The following is a 13,443-nucleotide window of genomic DNA, read 5'->3' as shown; positions in this document are numbered from 1 at the left end:
TGTGCTTAATGAATTACTTTTTGTTGCCTGCAACGCCGTCGAGCCACTGAGCGAAATCTTTGCCCAGCACCGGATGACGCACGCCATACTCAACAAAAGCTTGCATATAACCCAGTTTATTACCGCAGTCGTGGCTCACGCCGGTCAGGTGGTAAGCTTCTACGGTCTCTTTTTCCATCAGCATGGCGATGGAGTCGGTCAGCTGCACTTCGCCGCCGGCACCCGGAGGGGTTTTCGCCAGCAGAGGCCAGATGTCCGCAGACAGCACGTAACGACCGACTACCGCCAGGTTAGATGGCGCTTCCGAGGCTTTTGGCTTCTCAACCACGCCCACCATTGGTGCGCTCTGGCCCGGTGCCAGCTCTGCGCCCTGGCAGTCAACCACGCCGTAAGCGGTGACATCGGCAACTGGCTCAACCATGATCTGGCTGCGACCGCTCTCTTCGAAGCGCGTCAGCATTTCTGCCAGGTTATCTTTGGTTGGGTTAGATTCGTACTCATCAATGATCACGTCTGGCAGAATCACCGCGACTGGCTCATCACCAACCAGCGGATGAGCACACATCACGGCGTGACCGAGGCCCTTGGCGATACCCTGACGTACCTGCATGATGGTGACGTGTGGCGGGCAGATTGACTGGATTTCATCCAGCAGCTGACGCTTCACGCGTTTTTCCAGCATCGCTTCCAGTTCGAAACTGGTATCAAAATGGTTTTCGATGGAGTTTTTAGAGGAGTGCGTAACCAGCACGATCTCATTAATACCCGCAGCAATACACTCGTTCACGACATACTGGATCAACGGCTTATCGACCAGCGGTAACATCTCTTTTGGAATAGCTTTGGTGGCAGGCAGCATACGCGTACCCAGACCTGCAACCGGGATTACCGCTTTTTTTACTTTAGACTTATAGGCAGACATCAAATACCTCTCTTAATAGGCCGTTCAAGTTAATACTTGATATGTCGGTTTAAAAACGAAATGAGTATATCAGTTAGTGTCAGACGGATTTATCCTGGATGGAGTTAATCCGCGGAATTTAAGACTATTACCCAAGTGTAAAGCTAAGCTTTGGCCCTGTCTTTAACCCGCGGAAAATATAAATCTGAGTGGCTATTCTTCGGACGATAACATCAGGCGAAGCCGGCCGCCGGCTCCCCAGACGTGACATTGCCAGGCATCGGCGCGCTGGCTGATTTGATTAAGATGGGTGCTGCCCATAGTGCCAAGCGGCACGCCGTTACTGAGCTGGATTTGCTGAGTATTGATGTGCAGCGTGGCATTCAGGCCGGCTGAAACCAGAATCAGATTTTTCAACTGACGATGGTAGTAGCCCACCAGCAGCGGGAACTGACCGTTCAGGTTGGCCTGACGCAACAGCATATTCACCTGACGCAGCAGACCATTGAGTTCCGGCAGACGCTGCTTTTGCCCGGACAGTTGCTCCTGCAATAAACCGTTAAACAGTGCTCTGAGCAATAATGCAGCCAGCACGCCGTTGTCGCCGGCACGCGTCACGTCCAGGCAATAAAACGCCAGATCTTTGTCCGACAACGCGGCAATATCCAGCACCAGCCCCGGCTGTTCCGCCATGGTGAGTTGACGATAGTTTATGCGGCAGCTGGCGATGGTTTGCTGGACGGGCGGTTGCAGCTGTTTGAGCAGCTTGGCGGCAGCGAGCGGATCGCGCACCAAGGCATCCCAGTCCTGAAACAGCTGTTCATCTTCTTCCACTTTCGAGGTGAACATCGAAGGATAGAGGCACTCAAACACCGCTTCACGGAAACGTTCCAGGTTTTTTAGCGGCTTGAGCAGCACGTCCTGCACGCCAAGGCGCAGCACGTGGGCGATGTCGGCCATGTTCTGCGTGGCGGAGATGATCAGGATGGGCACGCTATTACCGCGTGTACGAATTCGCTCGACAAACTCAATACCGCCCATGCGCGGCATTTCCAGATCGCAAATGACCAGGTCCACCGACTGCGCGGCGATTAAATTCAGGCCGTCGAGTCCGTCGCCCGCTTCGAACGTGCTGGCTCCGAGGCCAGTTAACAATGTGTCCAGCAATGAACGGAAAACGACCTCATCTTCGACAATGAGTATCTTTTTGCCGATTAGCGGTTTTTCCATTCTCTCCCCCTGCGTACCAGATATTTCAATAGTGGTTCATAAAACGCCGTTGCGCCTTTCAGAATTGGCTGAAGTCACAACCCCCGTGAATGAACAACTGATTATCTGCTACGGACCAGCGGTAATAGTTCATCCATTTTTTTCTCCACGGCGGCCTTGCCTGCCGCAATGGCCTCTTCAGCCCGATGAAAGTCCAGCGTTGAAATCTGCGGACAAAAAGGCTGAATCAGCACATCCGGCGGATCGCCTGCCATACGGTTACGTTTCAGGCGATTTTCCAATACCTGGATTGACGTTGACATAATTTCCATCGCGCCTGGAGACTGGCTGGCGCGCCGATGGGTCAACCCCATCAGACGCTGGCGCAGTTTTTTGCCCCAGCTCAGTGCTTCTGCCGCTGCCGCCTCTTCACCGCTCTGCGGCGTGACCGACAGCAGATCCTGCTGCATCAGGTGCGCATCATGTTGCAGGTCAACGGCAATCACAATGTCAGCGCCCAGCGCGCGGGTTAGCGATATCGGCACCGGATTGACCACCGCACCATCCACCAGCCAATAACCATTGTAGCCAACCGGAGGCAATAAGCCTGGCATACTACACGATGCACGCACCGCCTGGTGCAAATCCCCTTCGGTCAGCCACAGCTCGCGTCCGGTGCTGAGGTTGGTTGCTACCACGCCAAAGCGCTTATCCGCGTCTTCGATGAGCTCGTTAGGGATCAGCTGACGGATATGGCTAAACACCCGGTCGCCGCGCAGCAGGCCGCCACGCTGCCATGAGAGGTCCATCAGACGGATAACATCCCAGTAGCGAAATGCGCTGACCCACTTCTCCATCAACGCCAGACGGCCGTTGACGTAGGCAGAACCCACCAGTGCGCCGACGGAACAGCCGGCGACGACATCCACCTCAATACCGGCGCGCTCCAGCGCGTTGATGACACCAATATGCGCCCAGCCTTTGGCAGCGCCCGATCCCAGGGCCAGCCCAATCCTGACTTTTCTCATCTCACCTCGTGATCAACCTGATGCGTAGCTTCACGCTGGCCAGTCGGCTAACATAGCGCACACTTCCATTAACTTTAATCACTCTCAGGAGATGATGTGTCCGAAAAGTGCCCCTGCTGCAGCGGAGAGCAGTATAGCCTATGTTGTCAGCCCTTTCTGAACGGGCAACAAACGCCACAGCGCGCTGAACAGTTAATGCGCTCGCGTTACAGCGCTTACGTTAAGCAAAACGCCGCCTGGCTGGTAGAAACCTGGCATCCCAGCCAGCGCGTGGCCGGACTGGAGACGCTATTATCCGAAAGTTTCGCCACCACAGAATGGCTTGGCCTGAATGTAACCCGTTGTAATCACGGAAGCCATGAGAATGAAGCCTTCGTGACTTTTTTTGCGCGTTATCTCGAAAAAGGCCGTACCTGCAGCCTGTATGAATGTTCACGCTTTCTTCGCGAGGATCAACGCTGGTACTATGTCGACGGAACAACGCCGGAGTTAGGGCGTAACGATCGCTGTCCTTGTGGCTCCGATAAAAAATACAAAAAATGTTGTGGCTAATCTGGACAGATGCCCAACAGCTTCACCATTCATCGCTTTGACAGGACTCTGATCGAGATGCAAGCGCAAACCATGCAACGAAAAGTTTTACGGACCATTTGCCCCGATGCCAAAGGTCTGATCGCTAAGATCACCAACATTTGCTACAAGCACGAACTGAACATTGTGCAGAACAATGAGTTCGTCGATCACCGTACCGGGCGCTTTTTCATGCGCACAGAGCTGGAAGGCATTTTCAACGACAACACGCTGCTGGCTGACCTCGACAGCGCGCTGCCGACCGGTTCGGTACGTGAGCTGCACAGCGCCGGACGTCGCCGCGTGGTGATTCTGGTCACCAAAGAGGCGCATTGCCTGGGCGATCTGCTGATGAAGAGTGCCTTTGGTGGTCTGGACATGGAAATCGCCGCCGTTATTGGTAACCATGAAACGCTGCGTTCGCTGGTCGAGCGTTTTGACATCCCGTTCGTGCTGGTCAGCCATGAAGGCCTGACGCGCGAAGAGCACGATAACCGCATGGCGGATGAGATCGATCGCTACCAGCCGGATTACGTGGTGCTGGCGAAATATATGCGCGTGCTGACGCCGGCGTTTGTGCAGCGTTATCCCAACCAGATCATCAATATTCACCACTCGTTCCTGCCAGCTTTCATTGGCGCACGCCCTTATCATCAGGCCTATGAGCGCGGCGTGAAGATCATCGGTGCCACAGCGCACTACGTGAACGACAACCTTGATGAAGGCCCGATCATCATGCAGGACGTGATTAACGTCGATCACAGCTATACCGCTGAAGAGATGATGCGTGCCGGACGCGACGTGGAAAAGAATGTACTGAGCCGCGCGCTGTATAAAGTGCTGGGCCAGCGCGTGTTTGTTTACGGCAACCGCACGATCATTCTTTAACCACTGCGGCGCTGATTTGCGCAACTCTTCAGCGCCACGCGTAAAAAGTGGGCAAACGATTGAGTTTTTTACTGCGGGCGCTTTACAGACTGAACGCATTTGGTATGATGCGCCCCGCTTTCAGGCATAAAGATTCAGGCCAGTGGCGGGATTCCCGAGCGGCCAAAGGGAGCAGACTGTAAATCTGCCGTCATCGACTTCGAAGGTTCGAATCCTTCTCCCGCCACCATCTGAATCCATTCTGCGCCTGAATCTTCTGAGCTTCATATCCCTGGCGGGATTCCCGAGCGGCCAAAGGGAGCAGACTGTAAATCTGCCGTCATCGACTTCGAAGGTTCGAATCCTTCTCCCGCCACCATTCTATGCTGCACTCTTCTTCCAGCCAGTCAATAAAGCCAGTTAATAACACCTGGAGAAGGATGAGAAACTTCGACCGAAGGTTCGGGTCGAACGCAGTGAGACAACGCGCGTCAGCGCGGCCCGCAGGGTGAGCCGCTTGCGGCGAATAATCCTTCTCCCGCCACCCTTTCATGCTGCACTTTTCACCAGACCGACATCTGAATTTACGCGATGCCAGGCCGGCATCAATGGCGCCCCTACAGTGATACGGACTCAAGTGTTACCCATGTGACCGGTTTATATTCTCATCGTCCCAGTTGTCGCCCGGATTGTAGGGTGCGCATTAATGCGCACCTGGATATTCACATCAACGCCCCCAGACTGAACGGCATCGCCTGTCTTACCCCGCTATCCTGCGTCTCCCACGACAAATCACCTGCGTTCTGCCTCTCGCTCTTATCGGCACGCCCTTATGACGCAAGCCATGACTTTTGCCGCAAACCTGGTTACCATCGCCGCAACCTTTTGCGATGAAAAATGGCAGCGAAATGAAATTTGTCTCTTTTAACATCAACGGCTTGCGCGCACGCCCTCATCAGCTGGCGGCGCTGGTTGAACAGCATCAACCGGATGTCATCGGCCTGCAGGAAACCAAAGTGCACGATGACATGTTCCCGCTGGAAGAGGTCAGCAAGCTCGGTTACAACGTGTTTTATCACGGCCAGAAAGGCCATTACGGCGTGGCGCTGCTAACGAAGACGCAGCCGGTGGCAGTTCGACGCGGTTTTCCCGATGACGGCGAAGATTCCCAGCGACGTCTGATCATGGCAGAAATTCCCAGCCCGATTGGCGATATCACCGTCATCAACGGTTATTTCCCGCAGGGGGAAAGCCGTGACCATCCCATCAAGTTCCCGGCCAAAGAGAAGTTTTATCGCGACCTGCAAAGCTATCTCGAGCAGCAACTGGCGGCCGACAAGCCGGTGCTGATCATGGGCGATATGAACATCAGCAGTACCGACCTGGACATTGGTATTGGTGAAGAGAACCGCAAGCGCTGGCTGCGCACCGGCAAATGCTCTTTCCTGCCGGAAGAGCGCGAGTGGATGGACCGTTTGCTGCAGTGGGGGCTGGTCGATACGTGGCGTGAGAAAAACCCGGAAACCGCAGATCGCTTCTCGTGGTTCGACTATCGCTCCAAAGGATTTGATGACAACCGCGGTCTGCGCATCGATCTGCTGCTGGCCAGCCCACCGCTGGCTTCACGCTGCATCGACAGCGGCATCGACTACGACATTCGCAGTATGGAAAAGCCGTCCGATCACGCGCCGGTGTGGTCCAGTTTCAGGCTGTAACTGAACAGCGTGGCGCCTGCGCGCCACGCCCGCTTATTTAATGATTTTCCAAATCAGCGGATTGGTACCCAGCACTTTTTCGTCACGCGCACACTGGAGCAGTACGCCCTCTGCTTTCACCACGGCGCCTTCGGAGTAGCTGCGGTTTTCATAGATACAGCACTGCAGGCAGTTGTTCTGCTGACGATTCTGCCCCTGCGTCCACACTTCCGGCGGCATATCCACCACCACATCGGTATTGCCCATTCGCGCGGGCTCCGGCTGGCGATTAGCCAGCGCGGCATGGCTGCACAGCAGCAGCCCACTCAGCAACAGCGTTGCGTAACGCATTATTCCGTCTCCTTCGTTTTGCGCCGGGGCGTTTTGCCTTTACTGCGCGTCTTCGCTCCGGTCGCGGCTAATCCACGAAAAGCCTGCAGCGACGGCCTCTGGCGCGCCTCACCGATCAAACCAATCAAGGTACTGACCAGCGGCTGCATAAACTCATCATAGCGACAGGCTTTTTCACTGATGCGGGTAAGCGTTGACTCCCAGTGCGCCGTCATATCCGGCCGCGCGGCCATCTCAGGTAACGCATGAATCAGCGCCCTGCCCGCCTCGGTTGAGTGAATATAGCGACCTTTTTTCACCAGAAATGTACGGCGGAACAGCAATTCTATGATGCCGGCGCGCGTCGCTTCCGTTCCTAAACCATCGGTCGCACGCAGCACTTTCTTTAATTCTTTATCCTGCACAAAGCGGGCGATACCGGTCATGGCCGACAGCAGCGTGGCGTCGGTGAACGGCCGCGGCGGCTGAGTCTGCTTCGCCAGCACCTCACCACGCTCACACAACAGCTCATCGCCTTTACTCACCACCGGCAGCGGCGTGCCATCATTCTCTTCATCGCGCTCTTTACTGCCCAGCAGCGCACGCCAGCCGGCTTCGGCAAGAAAACGTGCTTTGGCAACGAACCTGCCGCCGCCGATATCGAGGTCGATGACGCATTTGCGAAATACCGCGTCGGGACAAAACTGCATCAGATACTGGCGCGCAATTAGACCGTAAATGTTGGCTTCATTGTCGCTCAGGTTCACCTTGCTGGCGCGCGCCGTAGGAATGATGGCATGGTGCGCATCCACTTTTTTATCGTCCCAGCAGCGATTTTTCTGATCCGCATTGAAATCCGCTGGCAGCGACACGTCCGGCTGATGCGCCTGAATGGCGTTCAGCACCGCATGACGTCCGGCAAAATGTTCGTCCGGCAGATAGCGGCTGTCCGAACGCGGATACGTAATCAGCTTATGGGTTTCATACAAACGCTGACAGCAGTCCAGAACCGTCTGGGCACTGAGGCCAAAACGCTTTGCCGCCTCGATTTGCAGGCTGGAGAGGGAAAATGGCAGCGGCGCCGTTTCTGACTCCCGCTTATCGTTGTAGCCGGTAACCCACGCCGGTTTGCCGTTGATACGTTCAAGCACGTGGTCAGCGAGAGGACGATGCAGCAAACGGCCCTCGTCATCCTGCCACGGTTCACAGGCATCGCTGGGGATCCAGCTGGCAACGAAGCGCTCCTCTTTCGGTGTCACGATGTGCGCTTTGACTTCAAAGTAATCCTTCGGCACAAAGTTTTCGATCTCTTCATCGCGCCTCACCACCAGCCCCAGCACCGGCGTCTGAACGCGTCCCACCGATAGCACGCCGTCGTAACCGGCGTTGCGGCCCAGCAGCGTCCAAGCGCGCGTCATGTTGATGCCATACAGCCAGTCAGCGCGCGCCCGGGCCAGCGCCGAGACACACAATGGAATGAATTCACGGTTCTCGCGCAGACGGCTCACCGCGCGCTCGACCGCCGCAGGATTCAGGTCGTTAATCAGGCAGCGCTGCACCTGCTGGCGCTTTTCAGCCGGCAGGTGCAGATAATCGAGCACTTCGTCGACCAGCAATTGTCCTTCGCGATCCGGGTCACCGGCGTGCACCACCACGCTGGCCTGCTGCAGTAAACCCTCGATCACTTTGAGCTGCTTCGCCACCGACGGGCGCGGCTGCAGGCGCCATTTATCCGGGATGATGGGTAAATCCGCCAGATTCCAGCGCGCATAGCGGCTGTCATAGCTGTCAGGCTGCGCCTGCTCCAGCAGATGCCCGACACACCAGGTCACAACCTGGTCATTACCACAGGCAATATAGCCGTCGCCACGTCGATGCGGTTTGGGTAGCACATCGGCGATGGCGCGTGCCAGACTGGGTTTTTCAGCAATAAACAAACGCATGAATGGCGTCGTTCCTTTACGTCAGGTGACTACAGTAATCAGTGGATGGGCGCGGTCGGCCGGCAGCAGCGAGCCGATCGCCGTGGCCTCGACGCCAGCCTGCACGGCGCACGCGTGAAACGCCGCAATAGCGTCAGGCTGCACCGCCACCAGCAGCCCGCCGGAAGTTTGCGGATCGCACAGCAGTGCGCGCGTGGCCTCATCCATGGCAGAAATGTGCTCGCCGTAGCTGGCGAAGTTGCGGCTGGTGCCGCCCGGCACCGCGCCGGCCGCAATGTACTGGTCCACGCCGGGCAGACGCGGCACCTGTGCGGCCTGCACATGTGCGCGCAGGCCGGAGCCCAGACAGATTTCACTCAGATGCCCCAGCAGACCAAAGCCGGTGACATCGGTCATGGCGCTGACGCCGGGCAGTTTAGCAAATTCCGCCCCTGCGCTATTGAGCTGGCACATCACCTGCGCCGCCAGCGTCTGATGCTCCGCACGCAGCAGCCCTTTTTTCTCTGCGGTAGTCAGAATACCGATGCCGAGCGGTTTGGTGAGGAACAACTCGCAGCCCGCCTGCGCGGCGCTGTTCTTTTTCACGCGCGCTACGTCAACGATGCCGGTAACGGCAAGGCCAAAAATCGGCTCCGGCGCATCGATTGAGTGCCCCCCCGCCAGCGCGATGCCGGCCGCCTGGCAGGCCGCGCGACCGCCTTCAATCACCTGCTGTGCCACTTTCGCGTCCAGCACATTAACCGGCCAGCCGAGAATAGCGATAGCCATGATCGGTTTGCCACCCATGGCGTAAATATCACTGATGGCGTTAGTGGCCGCGATACGGCCAAAGGTGTGCGGATCGTCAACGATGGGCATAAAGAAGTCAGTGGTGCTGACCACCGCCGTGCCGTTGCCAAGATCGTACACGGCAGCATCGTCACGGGTTTCATTGCCGACCAGCAGTCGCGGATCATGAAAGGTAGCCAGCTCGCTGTGCAGAATGGTCTCAAGCACCTGAGGTGAAATTTTACAGCCGCAGCCAGCGCCGTGGCTGTATTGCGTCAAACGAAGCGGTTCGCTCATGGCGGGTTCCTTGTGCGCTGAACAGAGAGGGCTATGTTAGCCTGGCAGCCCGCTGCTGGTAAGCGCTGTCGCCGCTAAGCGCGATCTTTCGCACAGCGACTGTGCAATCAGTGTCGTTGCATGCACCTTGCCGCAGAAACCCGCTGCTGTCTGTCAGAAATAACTGACAAACGCCTCGCTATCGGGCGCAACCACGGTGGTATTGGCTTTCAGCTGCGGCGTGCCGAGGTAGAGGAAACCCACAATCGCATCCTGCTCGCGGCAGCCAAAGGCGGCGCGTACCTGCGGATGATCGGTCCACGGCCCGCTGCGCCAGATGCCGTTAAAGCCCTGCGCGACGGCCGCCATTTGCATCGCCATCACCGCGCAACCCGCGGACACGACCTGCTCCCAGCGCGGCACTTTGGCGGAGGCTTCGCAGTGCGCGACAACGGTGATGATCATCGGCGCGCGGAACGGTGACGTCCGGGCCTTCTCAATGGCTTTGTCATCCAGCTGGCTGTCGCGTGCGGCCTGCTCCAGCAGATGGCTGAAGCGTTCGCGCCCCTCATTTTCAATAATGATGAAGCGCCACGGCTGCAGCGTGCCGTGATCCGGTGCGCGCATACCCGCGTGCAGAATATTCTGCAGCACTTCACCGGCGGGTGCCGGCTCGGTCAGGCGCGACGCTGAACGACGGTTTACCAGTAATTCCAGTGCATCCATCTTGATTCTCCCGTGATTAACAAAGCGTGGGCTAATCCTGGCACAGCGCGATCTTTTGTAACAGTCTGGCGCGATTTCCTGCTGACTTTTCGCACGCTGCTCTTTAGGATGAACCCGACATCGGGGCAGACCGCATACCGGCTGCCCTGGCTACGTGAATATGGAGAGTTTATGCGCACATTGTGGCGAATTATTGCTGGCCTGTTCCGCTGGAGCTGGCGGGTGCTGAATTTTATCCGGGAATTTATCCTGAATCTGTTCCTGATTGTGTTAATTCTGGCCGGCGTCGGCATCTGGCTGCAGCTATCCAGCGCCAGCAGCAGTGAACCGGTGCAGCAGGGTGCGCTGAAAGTCGATCTGAGCGGCGTGCTGGTGGACAAACCGTCGGTCAGCAATCGTCTGAGCCGCATCAGCCGCCAGCTGCTGGGTGCCAGCAGCGATCGTTTGCAGGAAAACTCGTTGTTTGATGTGGTCGATGCCATTCGTCAGGCAAAGAGCGATAAAAATATCACCGGCATGGTGCTGGATCTGCGCGATTTTGCCGGCGGCGATCAGCCTTCGCTGCAGTACGTGGGTAAGGCGCTGCGCGAATTCCGCGACGCGGGCAAACCCATTTTTGCCCTCGGCGACAGCTATAGCCAGGCGCAATACTATCTCGCCAGCTACGCCACGAAGGTCTATCTGTCGCCGCAGGGCACGGTAGATCTGCACGGTTTCGCCACCAACGGCCTCTATTACAAATCCCTGCTGGATAAGCTGAAAGTCAGCTCACACGTGTTCCGTGTCGGCACCTATAAGTCCGCAGTTGAACCTTTCCTGCGTGATGATATGTCGCCGGAAGCGCGCGATGCTGATGGCCGCTGGGTCGGCCAGCTGTGGCAGAACTACCTCAACACGGTGTCCGCCAACCGGCAAATCACGCCGCAGCAGCTGTTCCCGGGGGCGGCGGGCATCATCAGCGGTCTGCAGGCCGTTCAGGGCGATACTGCTAAATATGCCCTGGATAACAAACTGGTGGATGTGCTGGATTCGCGCGCTGCCGCCGATCGCGAGCTGGTGAAAACCTTCGGCTGGGATAAAGCCAGCAATGACTACCGCAACGTCAGCATCTATGACTACAACGTCAAACAACCGACGCAGCAGGATGGCAACATTGCGGTGATTCTCGCCAGCGGCGCCATCATGGACGGCGAAGAGAGCGCCGGCAATGTCGGTGGCGACACCACCGCTGCGCAAATCCGTGACGCCCGCCTCGACGACAAAATCAAAGCCATTGTGCTGCGCGTCAACAGCCCGGGCGGCAGCGTAACGGCCTCTGAGGCCATCCGCGAAGAGCTGGCGGCGGCGCACGATGCCGGTAAGCCGGTGGTGGTGTCGATGGGCGGCATGGCGGCATCGGGCGGCTACTGGATCTCCACGCCGGCCGACTACATCGTTGCTGCGCCGAGCACCCTGACCGGGTCGATCGGCATCTTCGGCGTGATCAATACGGTGGAGAACAGCCTGAGCAGCATCGGCGTGCACAGCGATGGCGTTGCCACCTCGCCGCTGGCGGATGTGTCGACCACCAAAGCGCTGCCGACTGAAGTGCAGCAGCTGATGCAGCTGACCATTGAAAACGGTTATCGCAACTTTGTCGGTCTGGTGGCGGCGTCACGCCATAAAACGCCACAGCAGATTGATGCCATTGCGCAGGGTCACGTCTGGACCGGTAGCGATGCTAAAGCCAATGGGCTGGTGGATGCGCTGGGCGACTTCGACGATGCGGTGGCCAAAGCCGCCGAGCTGGCGAAGGTCGCGAAACCTGAACTGAGCTGGTATCAGGACGATCCGGGAATGATCGACCTGCTGCTGAACCAGATGAACGCGTCAGTGCAGGCCGTACTGCCGGCCGCGCTGAAAGTGTGGCTGCCGGCACCGGTCAGCGAAGTGATGGGAACGCTGCAGGCGCAGCCGGGCCTGATGAATAATCTCAACGATCCGCAAAACCGTTACGCGTTCTGCCTGACCTGCGGCAACGTACGCTAATCTTTACAGCCCGGCCGCTGGTCGGGCTGCTTTTCCCCGCTAATCCCCTTATACTGCGCGTTTTACGGCAAGTCTGAGTCCATTCATGCAAAAGAAAAATATCTATGTAGCCTACACGGGCGGGACCATCGGTATGCAACGCTCCGCGCAGGGTTACATTCCGGTCTCTGGCCATCTGCAGCAGCAACTGGCGATGATGCCAGAGTTTCACCGTCCGGAAATGCCGGATTTCACCATCCACGAATACCAGCCGCTGATTGACTCCTCGGATATGACGCCGCAGGACTGGCAGTCAATCGCTGATGACATCCAGCTGAACTACGATCGCTATGACGGTTTCGTCATTCTGCATGGCACCGATACCATGGCGTTCACCGCGTCGGCGCTGTCGTTCATGCTGGAGAACCTGGCCAAGCCGGTGATCGTCACCGGGTCGCAGATCCCGCTGGCCGAGCTGCGCTCAGACGGTCAGCAGAACCTGCTGAACTCGCTATACGTCGCGGCCAACTATCCGATTAATGAAGTGGCGCTGTTCTTCAACAACACGCTGTTCCGCGGTAACCGCACCACCAAAGCCCACGCCGACGGTTTTAATGCGTTTGCGTCACCGAACCTGTCGCCGCTGCTGGAAGCGGGCATCCATATTCGCCGTCTCAATACGCCGCCAGCACCGCGCGGCAGCGGTGAGCTGATCGTCCATCCGATCACGCCTCAGCCGATTGGCGTAGTGACCATCTATCCGGGCATCTCTGCCGACGTGGTGCGCAATTTCCTGCGTCAGCCGGTGAAAGCGCTGATTCTGCGCTCTTACGGTGTGGGCAACGCGCCACAAAACGCCGAGTTTCTTGCCGAACTGCAGCAGGCCAGCGAGCGCGGCATTGTGGTGGTGAACCTGACGCAGTGCATGTCCGGCAAGGTCAACATGGGCGGTTATGCCACCGGCAACGCACTGGAACACGCCGGCGTGATCAGTGGTTTTGATCTGACCGTCGAAGCCACCCTGACTAAACTGCACTTTTTGTTAAGCCAGAACCTCACCAGCGCTGAAATTCGTGCCAAAATGCAGCAGAATTTACGTGGCGAACTGACCGAAGACTGATACG

General features: G+C 57.4%; 12 protein-coding genes, 2 tRNA genes and 1 other RNA gene. 8 read left to right on the top strand and 7 right to left on the bottom strand.

Annotation, left to right across the window (positions count from 1 at the left end):
* Window positions 1-13: 13 nt before the first annotated feature.
* The 3 genes from galU to rssA form a co-directional block, all read right to left on the bottom strand.
* Complete coding sequence (gene galU, locus AC6I79_RS09190; protein WP_021510076.1) at window positions 14-922, bottom strand: UTP--glucose-1-phosphate uridylyltransferase GalU; 909 nt, start codon at window positions 920-922, stop codon at window positions 14-16.
* A 192-nt stretch (window positions 923-1,114) separates the two neighbouring features.
* Complete coding sequence (gene rssB, locus AC6I79_RS09185) at window positions 1,115-2,131, bottom strand: two-component system response regulator RssB (RefSeq protein WP_275028793.1); 1,017 nt, start codon at window positions 2,129-2,131, stop codon at window positions 1,115-1,117.
* A gap of 101 nt (window positions 2,132-2,232) precedes the next feature.
* Entirely contained in the window at window positions 2,233-3,138 is a 906-nt protein-coding gene (gene rssA / locus AC6I79_RS09180) for a patatin-like phospholipase RssA (RefSeq protein ID WP_021510074.1), read from the bottom strand.
* Between the two features lie 96 nt (window positions 3,139-3,234).
* Between rssA and AC6I79_RS09175 the strand changes: the two genes are divergently transcribed.
* From AC6I79_RS09175 to xthA, 6 genes are all read left to right on the top strand, one after another.
* Window positions 3,235-3,690 carry a YchJ family protein gene (locus tag AC6I79_RS09175; protein ID WP_040679954.1) on the top strand — a complete coding sequence of 152 codons (456 nt, stop codon included), beginning with the start codon at window positions 3,235-3,237 and terminating at the stop codon, window positions 3,688-3,690.
* 57 nt (window positions 3,691-3,747) lie between these two features.
* Entirely contained in the window at window positions 3,748-4,596 is an 849-nt protein-coding gene (purU, locus tag AC6I79_RS09170; RefSeq protein WP_031280214.1) for a formyltetrahydrofolate deformylase, read from the top strand.
* Window positions 4,597-4,740: 144 nt separating this feature from the next.
* Window positions 4,741-4,825, top strand: a tRNA-Tyr gene (locus AC6I79_RS09165).
* 44 nt (window positions 4,826-4,869) lie between these two features.
* Window positions 4,870-4,954, top strand: a tRNA-Tyr gene (locus AC6I79_RS09160).
* 40 nt (window positions 4,955-4,994) lie between these two features.
* A non-coding RNA gene (locus AC6I79_RS09155) (RtT sRNA) lies at window positions 4,995-5,122 on the top strand.
* Window positions 5,123-5,483: 361 nt separating this feature from the next.
* Complete coding sequence (xthA, locus tag AC6I79_RS09150) at window positions 5,484-6,290, top strand: exodeoxyribonuclease III (RefSeq protein WP_211724397.1); 807 nt, start codon at window positions 5,484-5,486, stop codon at window positions 6,288-6,290.
* Between the two features lie 33 nt (window positions 6,291-6,323).
* On the opposite strand, the gene AC6I79_RS09145 is transcribed toward xthA, so the two are convergent.
* From AC6I79_RS09145 to AC6I79_RS09130, 4 genes are all read right to left on the bottom strand, one after another.
* Complete coding sequence (locus tag AC6I79_RS09145) at window positions 6,324-6,620, bottom strand: YnjH family protein (RefSeq protein ID WP_021510070.1); 297 nt, start codon at window positions 6,618-6,620, stop codon at window positions 6,324-6,326.
* Complete coding sequence (locus AC6I79_RS09140; protein WP_215785843.1) at window positions 6,620-8,542, bottom strand: DNA topoisomerase III; 1,923 nt, start codon at window positions 8,540-8,542, stop codon at window positions 6,620-6,622. Before AC6I79_RS09140 ends, AC6I79_RS09145 begins: the two co-directional genes overlap by 1 nt.
* Before the next feature lie 21 nt (window positions 8,543-8,563).
* On the bottom strand, window positions 8,564-9,607 hold the full coding sequence (selD, locus tag AC6I79_RS09135; protein WP_498027709.1) for a selenide, water dikinase SelD: 1,044 nt from the start codon (window positions 9,605-9,607) through the stop codon (window positions 8,564-8,566).
* Window positions 9,608-9,760: 153 nt separating this feature from the next.
* Window positions 9,761-10,312, bottom strand: a complete 552-nt coding sequence (locus AC6I79_RS09130; protein WP_058774609.1) for an NAD(P)H nitroreductase — start codon at window positions 10,310-10,312, stop codon at window positions 9,761-9,763.
* A gap of 171 nt (window positions 10,313-10,483) precedes the next feature.
* Here AC6I79_RS09130 and sppA point away from each other — a divergent pair, with 171 nt between their 5' ends.
* Together sppA and ansA are read left to right on the top strand one after the other, a co-directional pair.
* Complete coding sequence (sppA, locus tag AC6I79_RS09125; protein WP_058771254.1) at window positions 10,484-12,340, top strand: signal peptide peptidase SppA; 1,857 nt, start codon at window positions 10,484-10,486, stop codon at window positions 12,338-12,340.
* An 85-nt stretch (window positions 12,341-12,425) separates the two neighbouring features.
* On the top strand, window positions 12,426-13,439 hold the full coding sequence (gene ansA / locus AC6I79_RS09120; protein WP_136547151.1) for an asparaginase: 1,014 nt from the start codon (window positions 12,426-12,428) through the stop codon (window positions 13,437-13,439).
* Window positions 13,440-13,443: the final 4 nt, after the last annotated feature.

The organism is gamma proteobacterium symbiont of Scutellera amethystina (assembly GCF_059730845.1).
This window is presented reverse-complemented; position numbering and strand designations above follow the sequence as displayed.